Source organism: Paenibacillus alvei DSM 29, from assembly GCF_000293805.1.
Taxonomy (GTDB): Bacteria; Bacillota; Bacilli; order Paenibacillales; family Paenibacillaceae; genus Paenibacillus_B; species Paenibacillus_B alvei.
Genome location: NZ_AMBZ01000001.1, coordinates 779,091 through 800,511, shown reverse-complemented (window position 1 = coordinate 800,511; position 21,421 = coordinate 779,091). Strand labels below are relative to the sequence as shown.

The window sequence follows — 21,421 nt, the reverse complement described above, 5'->3', positions numbered from 1 at the left end:
GAAATACGAATTGTCGCAAATACGACCGTTTCCGTAAAAGAAGATTTTACACAGGGTGATAAAATTTATTACATTAATATAATCTTTTATGGTCATAAAACCTTTTTATAGAAAAAATTTAACAATTCCCCGTCATTTTTGTGTCCTTTATGAGTGTACATATACTGTGTATATTCATAAGTATTTTGCTCATAAACCCATGAATTATAAGGATGGTGAATAGAAAAATATATGTTGTTTTGTCTATTCCAAGAGTACAATCTGACCAAGTCTAAAAAGTTACACTGGTTAATTCAACCATGGGGGCAGAGGGGAGTTGTAGTTTTGGGGGATACGAATGAAGATAGTCCAAATTTGTAATTGTTCGTCTTTTGGTGAAATACGGCTTTTTTGTATGAAAAAAGAGGCGCCTGCTTGTCGGTAATTCGAATCCGACAGAAGCGGCGCCTCGTATATTCTTTTCGTTAGGATACGTATTCGGTAGCAGGAAAAGAACCGATATACTTGGCGTCAGGACGGTAGATGACATTATCCTTTGCCTGCTCAATCATATGGGCAGTCCAGCCAACCGTGCGGCTGGCCGAGAAGGTTGGTGTGAACAGTTCACTAGGCAAGCCGATAGCACGCATAATGGCTGCTGCATAAAATTCAACATTCGCATATAGTTTCCGGCCCGGCTTATATTCATCGAGCAATCGTACGGCAGTGTCCTCAACGGATTGGGCCAGATCCAGCCAGTGATCACTTTCCTCCATCTGTGCAATGCGCATCTTCAATGCCTCTGCTCGTGGATCGCGTGTCCGGTAAATTCGGTGTCCGAATCCCATCAACAGACGATGCTGCTCCAATTGTCCGCGCAGCCAGTCTTCCGCGCAATCAGCAGTTCCGATTTGCTCTAGCATTTCGGTTACACCGGATGGTGCTCCGCCATGAAGCGACCCCTTCATTGCGCCGAGCGCTCCTGTTAATGCGGAAACCATATCCGACTCCGTGGAGGTAATGACGCGTGCAGTGAAGGTAGAGGCATTCAGTCCATGCTCCATCGTAAGGATCATGTACGTTTCTAGAGCACTGGCATGAATATCGGATGGAACCTCACCGGTAAGTAAATATAAATAATGAGCCGCATGGCTCAAAGAACTGTTAGACGGAATCGACTCCCAGACGGGCAGTCCATTCTTCTTGCGATATAGATTCGCGATAATGGCAGGCATTACCGCTGTTAGCGCCATCGCTTGCTCGACGTGTGGAGCGCCTTCGTATACTGTCGTTCCTAGTACAGATACTGCGGTGCGCAGCTGGCTCATCAAGTTCATGTCTGAAGGAAGCTGATTCAAGCATTGGATGACAGGCTCAGGAAGCTGTCTGCAGCGTACCCAGGCTGCCTTGAAGGATTGCAATTCTGCTGAGTTCGGCAGAGAGCCGTACCAGAGCAAGTAAGCCACTTCCTCGAAGGAATGTCGAATAGCAAGCTCTTTTGCATCATAACCACGATATAGCAATATACCGGCATTTCCGTCAATGAAGCTCAATTCGGTTTCCGCAGCAACAACACCCTTTAATCCCTTGTCAACCATCATTTCCCTCCTCCTTTATTATGTATTATTATATACATGGCATTTGATTAAAAATATTGAAACGTTTTTATTGGTTTGATAGGGAATCCTAATCAATGGGAGCTGATTACAATGGATTTGAAGTGGATTCAAACGTTTGTGCATGCAGCTGCGCATGAAAATTTCCGCCGCACCTCAGAGGAATTATTCATCTCTCAGCCGACAGTCACGATCCAGATTAAGCAGCTCGAGCAATATTTGGGTTCGCGCTTGTTCAAGCGGGTTGGGCGTAGAGTAGAGCTGACAGAGGAGGGACGCCGATTTCTTCCGCATGCGAAGCATCTGTTGTCTGTACATGAGGAAGGATTGCAGGAACTGCATCGCCTCAAGCAGGGCTATTCCCGGAGATTGAATCTTGCGGTATCTCCGCTCGTAGCGGCTTATCTCATTCCCCATGTGCTGAATCGCTATGTAAGCGCCAATCCTGACGTGGAAGTTCAAGTTCAAGTGCTGGAATCGAAGCAGATTGCCGATGCAGTGCTGCAGGATCAGGTGGATCTTGGCCTGTCCCGCCTATGGGCAAGCGATGCACGGCTTACCTGCGATATATTGGGGGAAGATGAGGTGGTGCTGGTCGCACCTCACGATGGGTATGATGCGGAAAGTGCTGCCCCTCTTCATTTAGGCGATTTGCTGGCGACGCATATGCTGCTTACTTATAATCATCCGGAATATTGGGAACCGTTGATGCAGGAGCTTCAAACGAGGTATCGATATATTCGCACTATGCTGGTTACCCAAGTTCATGTGACGAAGCGGTTTATCGAAGAAGGGTTGGGCATTTCCTTCTTGCCTGAAATTACAATTCGCCGTGAACGAACGGAAGGCCGATTGCTTCAGGTGGATTGCCCGGAATTGGTGCTGCCAACAGCAAGAACATATGCCATTATGAAGCATGATGTAACGGAGGGTCGTCGCTTTTTAGAGTTTTTCCGGGGATTTATATAAGTGGGCATGAGCCTGACTTTACTAATATGGATTTGAACAGAGTCGTCATTAACGGTATGCTAGTGCCAAGAATAGTGGAGTGACAGGGAACGGGGAGGACACCGATTGTGACCAATATATTAATTGTGGATGACGATAAGGAGATCGCAGGCTTAATCGATATTTATTTAAAAAATGAAGGCTATCATACAATTAAGGCTTTCAATGGTTTGGAGGCACTGGAGGTGCTTGAGCAGGAATCGATTGATCTCGTCATCCTTGACGTCATGATGCCGAAGCTGGATGGTTTGGCTGTGTGTCGTAAAATTCGCGAGCAGAAAGCGACGCCGGTCATGATGCTCAGTGCGAAATCTGAGGATATGGATAAAATCATGGGCCTTATGACCGGGGCGGATGATTATATGACGAAACCGTTCAATCCGCTTGAAATGGTTGCGCGTGTGAAATCGCTTCTTCGCCGTGCTTATTTATTGAATTCACAGCTTCAATCCCAAGCGCAGCCATTGGATGTGATTCGCATTCAGGCGATGGACATTAACAAAGCGACGCATTCCGTGAAGGTGGATGGGCAGCCGATCCATCTAACAAGTGTGGAATTCGACATTCTCTATTTAATGGCGAGTCATCCGGGCAGGGTATTCAGTGCGGAAGAATTGTACGAACGAGTATGGAAGGAAGACTTTAATGGATCGCACAATACGGTGGCGGTTCATATTAGCAAGCTTAGGGACAAGCTGGAATCCAGCGGGGGCAAGCTTATTCAGACCGTATGGGGAGTAGGGTATAAGATTGAAGACACCATGGTATAGAAGTATTCGGTGGAAGATGCTGTTCACATTTATGTTTAGCATAATATTAGCATCTATAACTGCATACCTGTTACTAGGCTTTGCCCTATTTGTGTATAGTTACTTTCATATCGAGCTGCTTAACGATCTGTTTCGGTTCTTAGAAAGGCTGTTTGGGGTTGTTGGACCGCTGATCGTAGTCGGGCTTGCCCTGTTCGTCGGCATCTATTTCTTATTGAATCGCAGACTGATCAAAAGTATGGAGCAAATTACGGCAACCGTACAGCGTATGGCTGATGGCAATCTTGATGCCCGCTGCACCGTTGCCTCGGATGATGAAATTGGCAGGCTTGCTGATAACATTAATCGAATGGCCGAGCAGATTAAGCTGTCATTAGAAGAAGAGCGCCTTGCAGAGCGCACCAAAAATGAACTCGTTACCAGTGTGTCCCACGATCTTCGTACACCCTTAACCTCTATTATGGGGTATTTAGGCTTGGTTGAGCAGGATCGATACAGGGATGAAGTGGAGCTGCGGCATTATACAAATATTGCTTATGAGAAGGCTCAACGTTTACATGTTATGATCAATGACCTATTCGAATATACCCGCATGAACGGTGGAATGACGCTGCATACGAGACCGCTCAATATTGTAGAGATGGCAGGCCAGTTGTGTGTACACTATCGCTATCCGATGGAGCAGGAGGGTCTGACCATCTCCATGCATAGTGATGAGGATCAGTACTGGATCGAGGCGGATCCGGACAAGCTGGTGCGGGTGTTCGACAACCTGCTAACGAATGCAATGCGATATGCGCCGCGTGGATCCGAAGTGGGAATATTCCTTCGCAAGCGGGGGCAACGGATTATGATCTCTGTGCACAATAGCGGGGAGCCTATTCCTACTCATGATTTGCCGCACATCTTCGATCGCTTTTATCGCGTGGAGAAATCAAGATCGGAACATTCCGGCGGCTCTGGATTAGGTCTTGCCATCTCCAAGACGATCGTGGAGCTGCATGGAGGCACAATTGAAGCGATAAGCAATCAGGAAGGCACTTACTTTGTCGTGGAGCTGCCATGCTGTTCGACACCTCCAGAGAGACATGAAGGGGCCGTCTGATAGGATGATCCGATAAGACATGTTTTATGAAATGCACAATATACTGGCGAAAAATGTCTGGCTGGGACGAATACTGTACATGATGAAGAATGAATCTGCTGCATGTGCAGTGTTACGTCTCCTCCTAAGATTGTTTTGGATGAATTGGAGACTATTTCGAACTATATATCGATTACCCCAAAAAAATCAATCAACCTAAATTCATGAAATACGGGTTTCAGGAAGAGTATCCGATTTATTATCCAATCGTCTATAAGGAGCGTGTGCGGGTCGTTTGTAACATTGGTTCAACTTCCACCTAATTGAATGAGAGTTCTGTCATGCATATTGTTCTATTTGTTCCTTTTCGTATGTATAAATAATAGCCCCAGTGCCCTTTCTTGGTAGTCAGAAAAGAAAAAGGTCAAATAACCCCTGGTTAAATGCTGGAAGTTAGGATAGGGTTGGACCCTGGCAAAAAAGCTACACCGGTGTTTCATACCAGTAGAACCAAATTAGAACTTCATTTTTTTTATTGTTGAACCGTAACAAAATAATATAAATACTACACCTAAAGCGATTGCCTTAATGATGATATCTATTTTTAAATTTAACGACAGTATTGATATACATGCAAATGCTATAGCCATTTCTTTTACGTTTGTATCGAATGTTTTGTTTCTTATTCTGTAAATCATTGAACCTGCAATAAAAAGGCTATAAATAATAAAAGCGATTGATAAAACAACTGTCACAATCTCAGCTCCTCCCTAAAAATAATGAACCCCATATTAATGAGGTTCATTATATAATAATTATATTACATTTGGCTAACTAAGTTATAGGCTTTACTCAGGTCTGAGTTACAGTCTTTGTAAGCAGAATAAAGCTGTGCTGCTGATATTGCGATAGCGCCTCCATCTGCGATAGCACCTATAACGCTTGCCAAAGTGAACGGGAATGCCACTACCGCAGCACTAATCTGCACTTTTGCCCAAAGATATGATTGGTGATCTCCATAAAGAATATCCAAGGTATTTGCAGCTTGACTAAAGTATGAATTAGTCCGTGTTGTATATTTGGAGACATGACTACCATCTGCATCTCCGCCCATAGTCATGCCCGAATATGTAGCGAAATAATAGTTGGTAGTTCCATCAGAACTATAGTAATGACCTAGTTTAGGAACACCACCTGAATCGTTAGCATAAGCCATTCTTTTCTCAAAACCGTTGAATGATTGATTCAGTTCTGCGTCAGACAATTTTTCACCATCAACAAAGTATTCTTTTTCATCGGTCACCTCAATAGTCGTTGTACTTGAGGAATCATTGAAAAAATTGTTGTAAACTGGGTCATTTTGGAACCCTTCATTAAGTTCATAGTGCTTATTCGTAGTTATTGTTACCTCTACCGAGTCTCCCTTTTGCTCTCTCTCATATACTAGCGTAGTTGTCATTTTACCCAATGGAACATCGTTATCAGTATAAATGTCTACCGTAGTGGACTGTACTTGATTGTCAATTGGCTTAATATTTGTCTCATCAGGTGAAGCAAAAGCAGAAGTAGTCAATGTAAAAGTCATAGTGAGAGCGATTACAGAACTTAATATCTTTTTCAAAAAAACATCTCCTTCAATTTGCTAGAAGATAATTCTTGTACGATTGGAATAGTTGTGATTCTTATTTATGTATTAAGTGTTGGCGCCAATTATATACACTAATACCAAATAATCATCAATTCTATAAATTACCTTCAGCTTTATTTTGGAACATAGCTATTATAACTTTTAATTTAGTGGATTGAAAGACATATTTTGGGATTTAAGTTTAAAAGATGGTGGAATATAAATAAGACTAGGGGATATAAAATATGCGATAATCAATGGGAGCAAAAAAACAGCTATTAATTCTTCTATCTCAGTTGATTGCTGGGTCGCTCCAGTTGTAAAAGCTTCATCTTTATCTCTAATTAAAATTTAAAAAATTTTGCAAAAAAAATATGACCCAAAGGATAGGGTAATAAACTAATTAATATTTGTTGAATCAGCCTGTTCCACTTTGATGAAGCGCTCTAGGCAGATGAATTAAATTAGACATAGAGTTATTACCACCAATACAATGCTTCAATGCCGGTTAATAATACAGCAAATAAACCGGCAAGCAACGATATGATTGTAAGAAGCGCCAATACCGGAACGAGCCTCAGATTCACTTTAAAGGGCGGCTTAGGGTCGTTGTCATCACGGCTAACTATATAATTTATAAGATGTAAAAAACCAATAAAAATAATTATGACAAACAGCAAATAGCTAATAAACCGGTTCCACCGGTAGCGTCAAGAATTTTGTGTAAATGAAGATTTCCTTATCTTGTAGGTATAGCTGTTTTAGTCTCCTTGATTCCATTCCATTTTTCTATTTCTTTTTTGAAGAAATCGAACAAATCGAACTTGATTACATAATCAAAGAGAGAGGTAATTACGACAGCTCCAAGTGGAATCATTGAGTATACCCATAGTGGATGATTTGGAGCTTCACCAGGAGGGGCATCAATTAAAATCTCAAAAAGGACAAAACAGTAAATTACGGCCAATACAATACCTGTTACGTTCCTATCTTTTTTTACCATAGCTATTTTTCATCTCCCTTAACATGTAGTATCATCCAGAGATTAGGATACGCCGCCCTGCTATTATCTTTCAAACAGAGTCCCTTTTCGGGGTCTTTTTGCTTTTTGTAAGCAGCTAACACGTAATTAAACATTTCAAATAATTCATCTCTAATTTTAACATGTTCGTTATTTTCCGGATTTAACTCATGATAGTTGATGTTATTTTCATCCAGCTCAAACTTGCCATTTTCCATATTGATAACACTGTAATTCCCTTGTGTGTTTTTGCTGAGCACAACAAGATACTTCTTTCCCTTCTCCATTTCAGTGTAATCGTTAGATGTCAATTTTCTTTTCCCATCAATACTTTGGATGTAGGATATCGGCTCAATGACAGGAAGGGTGCTTTCATCCCAATTCCCTTTAAGGACTTGCTCAACTTTCATCTCAGTGATCGTATAAAAATCTTGAATTGCACTTGTATAAAAGTATGTAACTTTATGTTCTCTCTCATCGAATTCTTCAATTGGCGTACCAACAATAATTAAATCCGACATATCAACCAAATCACTCGCGTTATCTGCCCCTATATACAATGACTGTGCGTTTACTACTCCATGATATGAATTGAACATAAAGAAATAATAGGAAAGGCCAAACACTAAAACAATAGACAAGGTAATAAGAATTTTATTTTTGTGCTTAAACATCTTGTTTCCCAATATTTCACCCTCCATATCTTAACAATTAACAAAAATACGGTTCAATTTTTAAACAATCGTTTAATCAGAGAGGAATAATTCCGATGCAAGACATATGCGAAGATTGAAGTGAAAGCAATTAGCAGAATTGGAATAGATAATACACGAATGGAAAAGTAGTGGAGTACTATGTAGCAATAAAGTAAAGAAGCTTATTCCACAAGAATGTTTATAGTGCAAATTAAATTAAGACAACCGTCAGAGTAATCGAATAGAATAAGTTTGCGTTGCATTTAGTTTCTTATTCGCAATGCAATTTGCGGTATAGAGGAGTAAGTGGAATAGATACAACCGGATTAGCAAATGTCCTCGTTAATCGCCCTTCCTTTTCTTACTCATATATTTCTTAATCCAGTACTCAAACCCGATGCATATTTGACCAAGAATGGAGAGGAGAACGGAGATATAAAAAGCCGTATCCAACCCTGAAATGGATACATACGGGAAAATGTTAAAGACAAAGTAAATAATTAACGTATCTCCAATCACATTGACAATGAGACTCATCATTCGAGTAGGCTGTTTTTTAAAGAAGGCATATAATACCGCATATATAAACGGATGTATAAACGATTCCACGAGCAGAAACAAGAGGATGATGTACATCGATACCGTAAATGCGGCATAACGATTTGGAAATGAAAGTGTTTGGTTCAATGCTCCTATTCCGGTTAATAATACTGTGAATAATCCAGCCAACAATGAAACGATTGTGAGTAATAGAAGTGCCAATACCGGAACGAGCCACAGCTTTACTTTAAAAGGCGGCTTGGGGTCGTTGTCCTCGCGACTGACAACGTAATTTACAAGATGTAAGAAACCGATAAAGATAACTAGAACAAAAAGCAAATAGATCATTTCTGGTTCCACCTTCACCAAATAGTAAAAGGACACACTAGAGATATTTGTGTTAACTCTATTGTGGCCTTATTTTTTAACAAAACTGACCTTTTGCTAGCTGCCAAGCAAGCTATCCAGGAGTTCTCTAGCGTCCCATCTCAGGAATCGGATCTATACCGCCCAGATAAAACATGTAGGGATATTGCTTGGATTTACACCTATTTAAATGTCAATCGGTCATCATATATCTCTTGATTCGGGTATGTTTTTGAATAGTCTTCATACGATTGCAGCAACGTTTTAATCGTTTTTCAAATTATGTTCACTCCAAAGTGTAAAGACGCCTCCAAACCGACTATATTTTTGAGGATGGAAGCGTCTTTTTTTATAAATTTGACTATAATCTTTAATTATTTAAAGACTTAAACGTTAACTTGTCTTCATAATCCCATACCCAATATTCTTCACCTTGGCAGATAAACAGTCTGGTTAGCCACGTGGTAAAGTCGGTGTGTATTGGAATTGCCTCGTCAAGTTGATCTATGCTGCCTAGAAAAAACATGTATGGATACTGCCCCGAGCGACATCTTTCAGAATCAATGCATATATCCCCTGTTGTGAGGTCTGTCCTGGCAATAGGATACCAATGCTTGGGTAGTTTCTTGGAATCGTCGCTTATGCCTTGTATGTCCTCTAAAGTGTAAATATTTATTCCTCCACCGTAATATGGATGTTGGAACAAAACGCCTCCATTGTGAAGAAGGTAAAACTCCCTTAAGTCAGAAGGGAAGTACCATCCATTTTTTTTGATGAATTGATTCAGTTCATCTTCTGAAACGGAAGGATTCCATTTTATTAAACTCGGTTCGGTTCCGCCCTCTGTAAAGGTGTATAATTCCTGATTCGTAAATTTACTTGAATAATCTTCGAAAGATTGCAATAATGTTTTGATAGTTTTCAAGACGTTCAACCACTCCTGTATGTAATTTTGAGCAGTTCCTTTTCTAACGGTGCTGTCGATTCCAGAGAAGTATCGTAGCGGTTTGCTTACAACGAACTGCCAAGAATGTTAAACGAGGAATCGTTGCGAGTAATTGGATATAACGGATGATTTAGAATGGCATAAAGCGCATGCAAAGACCTCTTCTAAGGTCGTTGCATTTAGGATAGAACGAATTTTGCTTGCGAGAACTTACACACAATTATGGACTTGACCAGATAACTCGCACTTAGCTTTAAATCTATCCATGAAAAAACCTGCGTTAACCGCAGGAATATTTCCGTATTTTTGCTGACTGAAACCTACAATAAATTATTTAAGCTTTTGAACAAAGACCTGCTTGCCATGCACCTTTGCATCCAATATTACAAGCTGCCATAACTGGCGGCAATTCAACAAAAACAAGGCAAGCAGTCGGGCAAGCTAACGAGCCGGTTAATGAACAGGCTAATTTCTTCCAGTTAACATCAGCTGTAGACATTTCATCATCATTAATTAGTCCAAATTTGTTTGCCACTTCGATTTTAAGTGAGGTTAGTTCCTTTAATGAGATCTCCGAAGTTTTGTCTTGTAAATCAATAATACGAAACTTGATATTTTCGGAATCATCTATGTTTACGTCTTCAAGTTTGACATATTGCATCTCTTCTATTTTTCCTTGTTCATTTGTTTTACCGCTTATCTCTGTATTTTTGTTAGACGTTGGTATGCTGAATGTGTAGTTGATTAAACCTTTCTTCTCAGTTTGAATTACTTTAATCTCTTGTGTATTTTCAATATTGACATGTTGCTTTGAGGTAAAAGTTCTAAAGGTCTCATTGTTCTTAATATGTTTTTCAAAAAAAACAAGTGACTCGACAGGAGATAAAATTTGAATATGATTCAATTTTGTTGTTTGCTTTACGGCTTCTAACGAATCTTTGGAAAGTTTCGTGCTACACCCACATCCATTATTCGATGTCTGTAGAGCTGTTTCCTTATCAGCATATGCAGAAGGGAGAGTGCTCAGAAACAATGTGAAAATAATAACAATAGATGCGATTCTTTGTAACATAGTTTATCCCACCTTTATTTTAATTGTTGACAATCAACAAAAATACGGCTCATTTTTTAAACAATCGCTTGATTAGAGAGGAATAATTACGATGCAAAATATATGCAAATATTGAAGTAAAAGCAATTAGTAGAATTGGAATGGACAATGCAACAACAGAAAAACGATGTAATATCATGTGGCAGAAGAGCAAAGATGCTGGGAGATAAACCATAAAATTAATGATATATACTTCTCTACTAAACAACTGATCATAGCGATATTTGTAAAAAGATATAATAGTTCCTGCAAGCAGTAATATAAGAATGATGAAAAATAACCAGATAGAAGATTCGAACTTCCATACTGACATTTGCCTGTATAAATCATCGTTGAATGTCCAACTAACCGTTAAAATAAGGGGCATAAACCCGATTCCACGTTTCCATTTACCAAGAAAGGCGCCAGAAGGTTGTGCATTTTGTTTCTTTAATTCTTCATCTACAAGCTTCTTGGGATTTCCTAGATCCATTAGAAACAAACGGATATTATGCGGGGGACTGTCAGAATTAATTTTTTTCTCAATAACAGATTCAACATATCGATAAAGCGACTGCTTTCTATCCGAAGTCAAATCACTTATTCCGATGTAGTATTGCAAAGACTCCATGTAACGGCGGTATATAATTTGATCACACATTCAAGTAAACCTCCTAACTTATAGTAGGTGATTTCTGTAATGTAAACTTAATACTCCAACATTTAATTGCTAAAAAACGAATTAGAGTACAAGCAATGTTTAATCTCGCATTTTTTTCTTCTCACATTTGATTATAGATGGAGTTGGTATAATAGACTTATTTACAAATATTATGCAACGATTTGGGGTACAATAATATAAAAAAACGCCATGTCTGGCGTTTAATACGGTAAGTTATATATCTACTAAAATATACAGTTGTCCCAGATTACTTTGCGCGAAAGCCTGGAAGTTCTTGAATTGTAATACCGCTTGTTGACATAGTCATTGACATTGTCATCAACCAATCTGGTATTTCAATCCTAGCCCAGCTTAACGCAGCCACCATCTTACTGACAAGGTCGGGGTCTCTTGAAGCTTTCTTACATAATTGTTCATGCAACGAGTTAATTTTTTGGACAAGTTCGGATTTTGGAAGGGGATTATTATCTATTACGGATTGCTGAATATGCAACAAACTTACTAGTGCTTTATCGTGCACTCCAATATCCATATATTCACATGTGCTTTCAATAAAACAATTAAAAGCTTCCTCGCATCGTCGTGTATTAAACATCATAATTCCTTTAAGCAAATAAAAATAAGCTAATCTCGACCTTTTAAATGGAGTCGTATACTCATTATTTATGCTTTCCAACATTGAATCTTCATATTTTAAGAGATCTTCTGCTGAAACAAAGTCGTGTATAGAAAGGTAAAGATGAAACAACTCAGTTACTGCATGTATCAGGTTGTATGAGGACGGGTTCGTTAAGTATGCATTAAACTGTGAAATTGCTAATTCAATGTTCCCCGTTTTTCCATTAATATAGCCATTCATTAGACAAACATTATCAGCAACAAAAGGATAAGGATATTGACTATATTTTTCTAGGTATGACCGGCAAGCGACAAAATCCCCCAGATGGTAATAAGCATTGCAAACATTATGTGTTGCATTTGCTTGACTCTCCCCAGTCCCATTCTTAACAACATATTCCCCAAATCTTATAGCATCCTCATAATCTATTAGACTATATGCATGAACACTCAAACCATAATACAGCAATATTTTTTCTTTATCACTCAAAAAATTAACATAGTCCAACACATTTTTCCCTGATTGATACGTTTCTTTCAGTCTGCTGAAATCATTTCGTTCAATCATATATTTTCGATACAATCCCTTGGCAATATAGGGCATAATTCCGTGGGATCGTGAGTAATCGATGATGAGATGATACAAAGATAATTGAATGGCGGAATTTTCGATGGATTCGATGGTTCGATACAATTTCTCTACCAGATCGTAGCTGTCTTCGCTTGGCGATTCAAGAAACTTGGCAGCTATTTTGCATATGAGCAACGGATGCTCAAGTGTCGCCAATTCATGCTGGAAAATAGAGAAGATCACTTCGGATTTATGGCCAATCTCGATGTACAGTTCTACGATGTCATGATGGGGAATATCTAATGCAGCAGCAATGGATAATAGGATATGAAAATCCGGGCGTTTGACTTCTCCTCTTTCAATTCTCGACAAGCTGCCCTTATCCAGACCGACCGCTTCCTGCAGCTTTGATAAGCTTATGTTTTTGTTTAGCCGATGGTACTGTATGAGCTCCCCCAAGCTTTTTGGCTTCGCAGCAACGGTACTCACTTCTTCACCGTCCTTCAACAGTTCGTATCCTATATTTTACTATATCGTAAAAATCATGTAAACATTCTGCGGTATTGATATTACATAAATTATCATTTACCCCTCGCATATCCAATAAGATTGTTATCTACAATCCCTCTTAAAGAAATGATCAATTAGGGGACGACAAGGGATGTGGTATATAGGCAGCTTTACACAGCCTTGCTTTGTTTGCGCAATTTGCATTTCTGATATTCCAAAAGGTAGTAGTCCAACTCTTGACTCAGCCGTACAACAGCTTCGTCCGTAAAACTCTCTTTTTCGTTTGCAGCTTTTATCATTTTCTGTCGGGTCATCTCAATTTTTTAATTAAACAGGTCGATTTGTCGTAGACAAAATAAAAAGGCTCAAGAGCAGCGGCGCCCAAGTATCTTCGGATCATTTTCACACCTCATCCATAAATTTCATATTAAGCTTGATTATAGATGGAGTTGGTAAATTCGACTTATTTCTGGTTTATTTCGCAACAATTTCATACTTAAAAAAATTTAGCAGGTTCTCTCAAAAGGGAGAAAACCAATAGCCTATCATTTTGCCAGCGGATATCGGTTTGGCGAAATAGGAAGGGCTGTACCATAAGTGTAATGACTTGTGGTACAGCCCCTTCTTCAAAGACACCATATATATTACTGGCAATTGTCCGATTTATTAAATGCCCGCATATCCATATGCGAACCATCCATGGAACCCTGCATGTGTGCACGCTGCATATGCGGCATGCGAGAATCGTTCAAATCGTGCATGCCGCGATCCGGTACTGTGCGGGAATTCGATTCTCCTGCATCTGCAAGTCCCTCGTATACCGTATTGCCAAGCAAGAGGCTTCCTCCTAAGATGAGAACAGCGGCTAAGATGTTGCGTTTCACAAGGCATACCTCCTCATTAAGTTACATTTTTCACAACCATAACTCCATTATAAAGGTTCTGTTCGAATAATGCCCCCTACTAAAGTCTAGTCTGGATGTGCCAGCTTCAACTTCATATTTTCTTCATCTTTCATTCATGAATCTTCATCTCAACTTAGCACATTATTAAATCCATTCCTTTATCTTATAGCTATATCGCATAAAGAGATGTGAGTGCGTGACAACAAGATAAGGATGGATACATGTGAAATTAAATATGAAAAAATGGATGCTCGTTGGATGTATTGCAGCTGCAGGCATATGGTTCGCGATGCAGCCTTATTCTGGGCAAATCAAACATAGGATAAATAAGCTTGTGGCAGATGGTGTGCATACCGTGACTGGGCAGAACGTTCTGGCTTCAGGAACGCTTGATGCTCATGCTGCTGTCGTGATGAATCAAGATACGGGCGAAGTACTGTATGGAATGAATGATAATCAGCGACTGGAACCGGCAAGTACGACGAAAATAATGACTGCACTGCTGGCCATTGAGATGGCCGACATGAATGAGCAAGTAACGGTAGGGAAAGAAGTGCTGCTCGCAAATCCTGGGGAGAGTTCAGCAGGGCTGCGCCTTGGAGAGCTATTGTCATGGAGGGACTTGCTGGAGGCGATGATGCTGCCTTCTGGAAATGATGCGGCAAGAACAATTGCTGTTCAGTTAGGGCGTCAGCTTCAATCGAATCCCTCTTTACAGGAGGAGGAAGCTATCCGCGTGTTCGTTCAGCGTATGAATGAGCGGGCGGAGGAGCTTGATCTTCGCAACACGCATTTCATGAATCCGCATGGACTCCACCATGCAAATCACTACAGCTCAGCGCATGACTTGGCCGTAATTGCGAAGGAGGCTATGAAGAGCAAATTGTTCCGCAGCATTGTCGGTCAAACATCAGCAGATGTGAAGCTGGTCAACTCGGATATGGAAGAGTTGATGAAGTCGTATACGAATCGGAATCGACTTCTGCAGCAGGGTAGTGAATATTATTACGAAGGCTCGACAGGCATTAAGACAGGCTTTACTGACGAGGCTGGATATTGCTTGGTCTCTGCTGCTGAGCGAGAGGGGCACCGAATTATTACGGTTGTGCTGCATTCTGGCTCGAACAGTGTCTGGACGGATGCAAGAGAGCTTCTCGATTATGGATTTGCCCAATATGCAGGATGAAATGAATCTCGTTTATAGGAGTTGAATATAAGATGGCTATGGTAGAAGTAAAAAATCTTAGTAAGACATACGAAGGAAAGGTATCTTATCAGGCATTGTCCACGATCAATCTTGCGATTGAGGAGGGGGAATTTGTTGGGATTATGGGGCCCTCCGGGAGCGGAAAGACGACATTGATGAATATGATTGCAACGATTGATGCGCCGACATCGGGAGAGGTTTTGATTCAGGGCAATAATCCATTTCAATTATCACCGGAGAAGCTGGCGCTGTTCCGCCGACGTGAGCTGGGTTTTGTGTTCCAGTCTTTTAATCTATTAAATACGTTGACCGTGAAGGAAAACATTGTGCTCCCCTTGACCCTGGATGGCGTGGGCGTAGAACAATTGCACCGCAAGTCTCAAGCGTTGGCGGAAAGACTGGGAATCACCGCATTGCTGAATAAGCGCATCTACGAGATTTCTGGCGGCCAAGCTCAACGTGCAGCAATCGCCCGTGCAATTATTCACCAGCCGAAGCTGCTGCTTGCGGATGAGCCGACGGGGAATCTCGACTCGAAATCATCACGTGATGTGATGGATACGATGTATACGCTGAACAAGGAAGAGGGAACGACGATGCTGCTCGTGACGCATGACACGATGGCAGCAAGCTATTGTGATCGCGTTATCTTCATTAAGGATGGTCGTTTGCATCATGAAATAACTCGGAGAGGCAGTCGATCTATGTTCATGCGCAGCATTATGGATGTGCTGTCTGTGATTGGAGGTAACCCGAATGACATTCTCGCAACTAGCCTTTCATAATATCGCTCGCAACAAGCGGATGTACGCGGCACATTTTTGGAGCAGCTCCTTTTCTGTACTTATGTTCTTTACCTATTCTCTGCTCCTGTTCCATCCTGAATTGGACGGCAATATCCGCTCATCAAGTGAGACGCTAAGTATGCTTGGGATGATGGGGCTGCGTGTATCGCAGGTGCTGCTCGTCGTATTTTCGTTTTTCTTCATCTTATATTCGGTGGGTTCATTTTTAAAGACAAGGAACAAGGAATTCGGGATCCTGATCATACATGGAATGTCGCCAAATCAGTTCCGCAAGCTGGTTTTCATGGAAAATATGCTGATCGGCTGCGGTTCTATTATAGCGGGTGTTCTGCTCGGCGTTATTTTCTCAAAGCTGATCTTATCTGCAATTTCAGAACTGCTGGCGATAAATGAAGGCTTGGCGTTCTATATACCCTGGAAAGCGATTGTGATCACTGGTATTGCCTTCTTTGTTCTCTTCCTGATTATTTCCGTCGTGACAACTCGAATGGTTCGAATCAACCGGCTGATTGATTTGCTCAAAGGGTCGGACAAGCCGAAGCCGGAGCCTAAGGCATCGGTGTGGCTGTCGCTGCTTGGGATATTGCTGATTGGAGCAGGATATGCTGCGGTATTTTCCTTTGCGACAGGTGTCAGCTATTCCTTCCTGCAGCTTCTGTCGGGAGTGGTGCTGACCGTAACGGGAACCTATTTTTGTTCACGCAGCTTGCAGTATATGCACTGCGCATGCTGAAGCGCAGAGAGCGGCTCTATTTTCATAAGACGAATCTCTTGACGCTCTCTGAGCTTGGGTATCGGTTAAAGGATAACTCGCGGTTATTCTTCATTGTTGCTGTTATTTCTGCAGTGGCGTTTACTGCCATTGGAACGTGTACGGCGATTGGCAATCAGGGCTTAGCCGAAATGACAAACCCATATGCATTTACGTATTATTCGTACTCAGGGAATAAGCAGGAGAAGGAGCATATAGCGGCTATTCAACAGAAGCTTGATCATTCGAAGCTGTCATATCGTGTAGGGGCAGCAGCATTGAAAAATGCCAGTGATGTTGTAACGGTAATGAAGCTGTCGGATTATAACAAGCTTGCCTCCGCGCTTGGCTATGAGAAGGAGGAGTTGGCTGGCGACAATGAAGCGTTCCTTGTGCCTACTTCGGTCATGGGGGAACGAATCTACAATAAGGAAGAACTTCAAGAAGTCATACAGTTAAACGAGGGGCATGCTCGATTTGCTTTTCAAATTATGAAGGCTGTACCTTATCAAGTGCTGCCGCAGGATTATGGAATTATACAGCTCGCTGTAGTAACCGATGACGCCTATGAGCAGATTCCAGATCAGGATCAGTCGGGTCTAGGTTCTTATACAGTCTATGGATTTGCCATGGAGCATTGGAACAAGCTAGGCGATGCAACTGAACAATTAATGAAGCAGCTTCATGCTGGCCAAGAAGGACAGCATGGCGAGGAGCAGAAGTTTCAGTTCAGGGCGCTGTATCCGCAATGGGTAGCAGCCAAGCAGGCGAACGGATTGTTGCTGCTGGTGAGTGTGCTTATTGGCGTTGTGTTCTTTACATTTGCAGCAAGCTTCTTGTATTTCCGTCTGTATACGGATCGCAATAGAGATCAGCAGCAGACTGAGATGCTGTCCAAGATGGGATTGACTCGCAGGGAACTGAACCGCGTCGTTACTCGTCAATTGCTGGTCATGTTCTTTTTGCCTCTTATCATTGCAATTGTGCATAGCGGGGTGGCCTTTGCTGCGCTGCAGCAGCTAGTTGGTTTCTCGGTAGGGGAGAGCACGATGAAAGTGCTCATTTGCTTCTCTATCGTTCAAATCATATACTTCCTCGTCATTCGCTGGCGCTATGTGAAGCAACTGCGCGGAGCAATGGTGTGAGCAGATGTGCAAATAATGAGAAAATGAAGCAAAAAAATGAAGCAAAATCCCCTTGCACAATCGCTTAGCGCGATTGGATGCAAGGGGATTTTTATCATAGGTATTTGGGGTTGCAAAGAAAGGAAGAGCACTAGTAAAGTATGGCTGCCCTTCAGCAGTCTTCGCTAACAATATAACTTATTTTACACGAGAATTGTTCTTCACGAAGTCAACAATCTCATCGACATAACCGAAAGCAAGTGCAGTAACGGTATCAGCCGCGCCATAGTAAATTGCGATGCGCCCTGTTGCCGCATCCACAAGTGATGCGCAAGGGAATGCAACGTTAGGCACGTCGCCTACGCACTCGTACAATGTGGAAGGTTGCAGCAAGTAAGGTTCACTGCGGTATTTTACTTTCCAAGGCTCATCCAAGTCGAGAATAGCTGCACCGAATGCGTAAACGAATCCGTTGCAGGAGTTCAGTACGCCATGGTAAATCATGAGCCATCCTTCGCTTGTTTCGATTGGAATTGGGCCTGCGCCAACTTTCTTGCTTTGCCAGCCGCCCATTGGAGCCATTACGTGGCGGTGACGGCCCCAGAATTCCATATCTGGGCTTTCACTATAGAAGATGTCGCCGAACGGTGTGTGGCCTGTATCGGACGGACGGCTTACCATTGCATAGTTACCGTTAATTTTGCGCGGGAACATTACGCCGTTGCGGTTGTAAGGCAAGAATGCATTTTCAAGCTGATGGAATGTTTTGAAGTCATATGTGTATGCCACGCCGATTGTTGGGCCGTGGTAGATGTTGCACCAAGTTACATAGAAGCGGTCTTCGATCCAGCATACGCGTGGGTCGTAGCCTTCAATAAAGTTGCCGATTTCCGGATCGTCACATTCGAATGTGAGCGGCTCATGATTGATGTCCCAGTTGATGCCGTCTTTACTGAAACCTGCATGCAAGCGCATGTAGCGGTTGCGATCGTCGCAGCGGAATACGCCAGCGAATCCGCCTTCGAATGGAACGACAGCACTATTGAAGATACTGTTGGAGTTCGGCAGCAAATCGCGTGGAATTACTGGGTTCTGGCTGTAGCGCCACAATACGTCACGATGTCCTTCAGGGCGTTCTTCCCAAGGCATGTTCGGGATATCTGGACCGATGATCTTAATTTGGCTCATGATGCAAACCTCGCTTTACGTAATTAAGTATGGAACCTATGCTGTTCAGGTGCAGGAGACGGAAGTTGAGACCAAAAGAATAGGTGAGAGCCTTGTTCTTTATTGATGTCGTGTACAGTGTCAACTGACTGGTTTGATACAGCATGTATCATTGTTTCACAGAACGCGATGACAGCGTTTCCGAATACCTAAAGAGTAAAACACAAAGGTTACAATGTCAAGTGATTATTGTGCATTTTCCATGCAAACTGATGTGCAAAATGATGTCATTATTCTTTACATAGTGTGCAAATGTAAACTACGTCCAATTGCGCACTGAATCGCGCCATTCCAGGTTCACTCCAATGCGAATCAGTTCCTTCGGCCGGTGCGGGTGATTAATGCGCCATACAATCTGCTCTCCAGCGCGCATTCCCAGCTCTTCTTTAGGCACATGCACGGTCGTAATGGATGGATGAACAAGCATGGATTCTGCAATGTTGTCGAATCCGGTAATAGAGATATCTTCAGGTACACGCATGCCGCTGCCTTTTACGATCTGCATGAAATCGACGGCAATGTTGTCATTCACACATACAAATGCAGATGGCTTATGCTTCATTTGAGAATAAGCTGCTGTCAATTCTTCTTCATTAAAATAATGTCGCTTCATGGAATTGATAATGCACCAGGATTCGTTGAGGGCTATTCCTGCCTCATTCATTGCACGCTTGAAGCCTTCCCAGCGCTCTCGATAGCTGAGGCAAGAGCCGATATCGCCTACGAACCCAATCTCCTTATGTCCACGTGCAATGAGATCTCGGGTGAGGGCATATACACTGTATGCGTTGTCCACGAGCATAACATCGCTGCCCAGCATGCCGAAGTTAAAGTCAGCGTGCGTGTCGATGAATAGCGAAGCAATGTCGGAACGCTCAATAAGCTCATAATACTCGCGCAGGAAGGGCCCGATCATAATGACACCTGCAGGCTTTTGCTGTGCGAACAGGGAAGGCAGTTTTTGTTCACGTTCCTCTTCTATATCAATAATTGTCATCGCGAGTGAATAGCCAGCTTCTTTTAATGTTGTATTCAATCCTTTTATAAAGGTAGACCAATAATGGTTGCCCATATAATCCGAATGAGTAAGCAAGGATACGATGCGATTGGCCGAACGAATAGTATCCTCGTCTGCCTCGAGCTGATGGAATTTTGTATAGCCGAGCTCAACGGCCTTTTGCATAATACGGCGCTTCGTATCCTCGCGCATGCTGGGGTCGTTCTTCAGTGCCTTCGATACCGTATTGCGAGATAAATTCAGCGCGTCGGCAATATGTTGTTGAGTTACTTTGGATTGTGACATCTATGCATCGCTCCGATTACGATTGAATTGCGTCTAAGTTAACGTTGTTACAAGTATATAGGAGGTTTACATTTATGACAAATGTAAAGTTGCAAGTATGAAGATGAACAAATGAAAGTCAATACCAAATGAATTTAATTAAAATATGAGTAAATATTCATATAAAATTGGGACATTAGTACGAATTTTAAATAGAAGAGTTGGCATAAGGGACGAACGTTTTTACAATGGAAATTAGACGTATAGATTTCAGAAAATACCTTTCTGTTTTCAACGCTTATAATACTTTCAATTTAATTATGGATTTACCTGTGACCGATAACAAGAATACATAAATATTTACATACATACAAAGGAGTTACAGGGAGATGCACATTTCGGTGAAAAGCGAACAACAATTGCAGCTGTATCGATCCATTTGGACTACGGTCTGGAAAGAGAAGGGCTTCGAGCTGGAGTCATCAGCGCATCCGTTGGAGCAAGTCATTGTCTTTAACGAAGCAGGCATGGCTGTAGGCACATTCGAGCTGACGCTGTATAGAGAGAGGTCATGTAAGCTTGAAGAAGTTGCGCCGTTTGCCGAACAACCGGAGGTGATGAACGCCCCAGAACAGGTGGCGGAAGTGGACAAGGTAGCATTGTTGAAAGAGTATCGTGGTCATAATATTGACCGCCTGCTCTCTTCGATTGTCCATTATTCGCACAAGCATGGTATTGTGCATTGCGTATGTTTGCTGGAGCCGGTATTCGCCCGAGCATTGCGCGTATCCTTCCATGTTCCTATGCGAAAGATTGGAAAGAAGACATTTTATAAGGGAGATGACGTAGTTCCTACCCTTATTCACGTGGGGGAAATATGGCGAAATCCTGCAAAGTTTGACTGGTTCATTTCAGAACAGGAACAAGTAGGGGGAAGCTCAACTCCCGTCACTTGTTAACCGATATATTTAGTAGGCAGGGAAGTTAACGGAATCA

20 protein-coding genes and 2 pseudogenes are annotated in these 21,421 nt (G+C 41.9%); 8 read left to right on the top strand and 14 right to left on the bottom strand.

What is annotated here, in order from left to right; genetic code table 11:
• Positions 1 to 464: 464 nt before the first annotated feature.
• Positions 465 to 1,577, bottom strand: a complete 1,113-nt coding sequence (locus tag PAV_RS03650; protein ID WP_005543616.1) for a citrate synthase/methylcitrate synthase — start codon at positions 1,575 to 1,577, stop codon at positions 465 to 467.
• 111 nt (positions 1,578 to 1,688) lie between these two features.
• Between PAV_RS03650 and PAV_RS03645 the strand changes: the two genes are divergently transcribed.
• The 3 genes from PAV_RS03645 to PAV_RS03635 all read left to right on the top strand — a co-directional run bounded on the left by PAV_RS03645 (position 1,689) and on the right by PAV_RS03635 (position 4,478).
• Complete coding sequence (locus PAV_RS03645; RefSeq protein WP_005543615.1) at positions 1,689 to 2,564, top strand: LysR family transcriptional regulator; 876 nt, start codon at positions 1,689 to 1,691, stop codon at positions 2,562 to 2,564.
• Positions 2,565 to 2,668: 104 nt separating this feature from the next.
• Entirely contained in the window at positions 2,669 to 3,373 is a 705-nt protein-coding gene (locus PAV_RS03640) for a response regulator transcription factor (protein WP_268594209.1), read from the top strand.
• A complete protein-coding gene (locus tag PAV_RS03635) occupies positions 3,354 to 4,478 on the top strand; it encodes a sensor histidine kinase (protein WP_005543613.1) in 1,125 nt (374 codons plus the stop codon). The genes PAV_RS03640 and PAV_RS03635 overlap by 20 nt, the downstream gene beginning before the upstream one ends.
• A gap of 494 nt (positions 4,479 to 4,972) precedes the next feature.
• On the opposite strand, the gene PAV_RS03630 is transcribed toward PAV_RS03635, so the two are convergent.
• The 6 genes from PAV_RS03630 to PAV_RS03605 form a co-directional block, all read right to left on the bottom strand.
• Entirely contained in the window at positions 4,973 to 5,212 is a 240-nt protein-coding gene (locus tag PAV_RS03630; RefSeq protein WP_005543612.1) for a hypothetical protein, read from the bottom strand.
• 65 nt (positions 5,213 to 5,277) lie between these two features.
• A complete protein-coding gene (locus PAV_RS03625) occupies positions 5,278 to 6,078 on the bottom strand; it encodes a hypothetical protein (protein WP_005543610.1) in 801 nt (266 codons plus the stop codon).
• Positions 6,079 to 6,823: 745 nt separating this feature from the next.
• Positions 6,824 to 7,087 carry a hypothetical protein gene (locus tag PAV_RS03620; RefSeq protein WP_005543608.1) on the bottom strand — a complete coding sequence of 88 codons (264 nt, stop codon included), beginning with the start codon at positions 7,085 to 7,087 and terminating at the stop codon, positions 6,824 to 6,826.
• A gap of 2 nt (positions 7,088 to 7,089) precedes the next feature.
• A complete protein-coding gene (locus tag PAV_RS32105) occupies positions 7,090 to 7,791 on the bottom strand; it encodes a PTS sugar transporter subunit IIB (RefSeq protein WP_005543606.1) in 702 nt (233 codons plus the stop codon).
• A gap of 351 nt (positions 7,792 to 8,142) precedes the next feature.
• A complete protein-coding gene (locus PAV_RS03610) occupies positions 8,143 to 8,688 on the bottom strand; it encodes a hypothetical protein (protein WP_005543604.1) in 546 nt (181 codons plus the stop codon).
• 388 nt (positions 8,689 to 9,076) lie between these two features.
• Positions 9,077 to 9,631 carry an SMI1/KNR4 family protein gene (locus PAV_RS03605; protein WP_005543602.1) on the bottom strand — a complete coding sequence of 185 codons (555 nt, stop codon included), beginning with the start codon at positions 9,629 to 9,631 and terminating at the stop codon, positions 9,077 to 9,079.
• A 49-nt stretch (positions 9,632 to 9,680) separates the two neighbouring features.
• Here PAV_RS03605 and PAV_RS37475 point away from each other — a divergent pair.
• Positions 9,681 to 9,884 (top strand): annotated as a pseudogene (locus PAV_RS37475) (hypothetical protein); the annotation flags it as partial.
• Between the two features lie 102 nt (positions 9,885 to 9,986).
• Here the strand turns inward: PAV_RS37475 and PAV_RS03600 are convergent.
• The 5 genes from PAV_RS03600 to PAV_RS03585 form a co-directional block, all read right to left on the bottom strand.
• Positions 9,987 to 10,724: a hypothetical protein gene (locus PAV_RS03600; protein ID WP_005543601.1), complete on the bottom strand. Its 738-nt coding sequence runs from the start codon at positions 10,722 to 10,724 to the stop codon at positions 9,987 to 9,989.
• Positions 10,725 to 10,773: 49 nt separating this feature from the next.
• Positions 10,774 to 11,403, bottom strand: coding sequence for a hypothetical protein (locus PAV_RS03595; RefSeq protein ID WP_005543600.1), 630 nt, complete (start codon positions 11,401 to 11,403; stop codon positions 10,774 to 10,776).
• A 268-nt stretch (positions 11,404 to 11,671) separates the two neighbouring features.
• Positions 11,672 to 13,120 carry a helix-turn-helix transcriptional regulator gene (locus PAV_RS03590; RefSeq protein WP_005543599.1) on the bottom strand — a complete coding sequence of 483 codons (1,449 nt, stop codon included), beginning with the start codon at positions 13,118 to 13,120 and terminating at the stop codon, positions 11,672 to 11,674.
• Between the two features lie 173 nt (positions 13,121 to 13,293).
• Entirely contained in the window at positions 13,294 to 13,422 is a 129-nt protein-coding gene (locus tag PAV_RS33125; RefSeq protein ID WP_238555733.1) for an aspartyl-phosphate phosphatase Spo0E family protein, read from the bottom strand.
• A 345-nt stretch (positions 13,423 to 13,767) separates the two neighbouring features.
• Positions 13,768 to 14,007 carry a hypothetical protein gene (locus tag PAV_RS03585; RefSeq protein WP_005543597.1) on the bottom strand — a complete coding sequence of 80 codons (240 nt, stop codon included), beginning with the start codon at positions 14,005 to 14,007 and terminating at the stop codon, positions 13,768 to 13,770.
• 244 nt (positions 14,008 to 14,251) lie between these two features.
• Here PAV_RS03585 and PAV_RS03580 point away from each other — a divergent pair, with 244 nt between their 5' ends.
• The 3 genes and pseudogenes from PAV_RS03580 (at position 14,252) to PAV_RS03570 (ending at position 17,937) form a co-directional block, all read left to right on the top strand.
• On the top strand, positions 14,252 to 15,214 hold the full coding sequence (locus PAV_RS03580; protein ID WP_005543595.1) for a D-alanyl-D-alanine carboxypeptidase family protein: 963 nt from the start codon (positions 14,252 to 14,254) through the stop codon (positions 15,212 to 15,214).
• A 32-nt stretch (positions 15,215 to 15,246) separates the two neighbouring features.
• Positions 15,247 to 16,020: an ABC transporter ATP-binding protein gene (locus PAV_RS03575; RefSeq protein ID WP_005543593.1), complete on the top strand. Its 774-nt coding sequence runs from the start codon at positions 15,247 to 15,249 to the stop codon at positions 16,018 to 16,020.
• Positions 15,992 to 17,937, top strand: a pseudogene (locus PAV_RS03570) (ABC transporter permease). The gene PAV_RS03575 and the pseudogene PAV_RS03570 overlap by 29 nt, the downstream one beginning before the upstream one ends.
• Positions 17,938 to 18,114: 177 nt before the next feature.
• Here PAV_RS03570 and PAV_RS03565 read toward each other — a convergent pair.
• Entirely contained in the window at positions 18,115 to 19,104 is a 990-nt protein-coding gene (locus tag PAV_RS03565; RefSeq protein WP_005543591.1) for a glycoside hydrolase family 130 protein, read from the bottom strand.
• Positions 19,105 to 19,402: 298 nt separating this feature from the next.
• Positions 19,403 to 20,446 carry a LacI family DNA-binding transcriptional regulator gene (locus PAV_RS03560; protein WP_005543589.1) on the bottom strand — a complete coding sequence of 348 codons (1,044 nt, stop codon included), beginning with the start codon at positions 20,444 to 20,446 and terminating at the stop codon, positions 19,403 to 19,405.
• A 380-nt stretch (positions 20,447 to 20,826) separates the two neighbouring features.
• On the opposite strand from PAV_RS03560, the gene PAV_RS03555 reads away from it, so the two are divergent.
• Positions 20,827 to 21,384, top strand: coding sequence for a hypothetical protein (locus PAV_RS03555; RefSeq protein ID WP_238555732.1), 558 nt, complete (start codon positions 20,827 to 20,829; stop codon positions 21,382 to 21,384).
• The last annotated feature ends 37 nt before the right edge of the window (positions 21,385 to 21,421 follow it).